We start from the raw sequence: 484 nt of genomic DNA, 5'->3' as shown, positions 1-484 counted from the left end.
AGCAAAGCCGGTAACCGAAGCACACGTGTGCAGATGGTGGAACTTGCCTGGTGTTGGTTGAAATATCAGCCAAGTAGCGAACTGACCGTTTGGTATCGCAACCGGTTCAAAGGCAACGGCGCTCGCGCGGCAAAGGTCGGAATCGTTGCGCTCGCCCGAAAATTGTTAATCGCGCTTTGGCGCTTTGTGGAGACCGGTCTGGTCCCTCAGGGTGCCGAGCTCCGCGCCGCCTGATGCCTATGTTGCAACAGGCTCGATAAGGCGACGCGGATTGGTGTGATGTGTGACCGGGAAAATTGATGGCGCCTGAAAACGCCCAGTAGTAGTTTGGTCCGCATCCGCCTTTGCTCGATCCGGGGATGTGAATACGGATTATGGTGCGCGGGCACGGCCGCGACCGGATACAAGTCTATGCACGGATAGTGCATCAGCTGACCTCGGAACGAATGAAGCCAATCCTTGAGCATTGCGTGTGGGGGCCCCC

General features: G+C 57.4%; 1 pseudogene. It reads left to right on the top strand.

Features of this window, described 5'->3' with window-relative positions:
- Positions 1–234, top strand: a pseudogene (locus AX708_RS19645) (IS110 family transposase); the annotation flags it as partial.
- Positions 235–484 lie beyond the last annotated feature (250 nt).

It is taken from the genome of Erythrobacter sp. CCH5-A1 (assembly GCF_001557115.1).
GTDB lineage: Bacteria > Pseudomonadota > Alphaproteobacteria > Sphingomonadales > Sphingomonadaceae > Erythrobacter.
The sequence above is the reverse complement of the archived record's forward strand: the minus strand, read 5'-3'. Positions and strand labels throughout refer to the sequence as shown.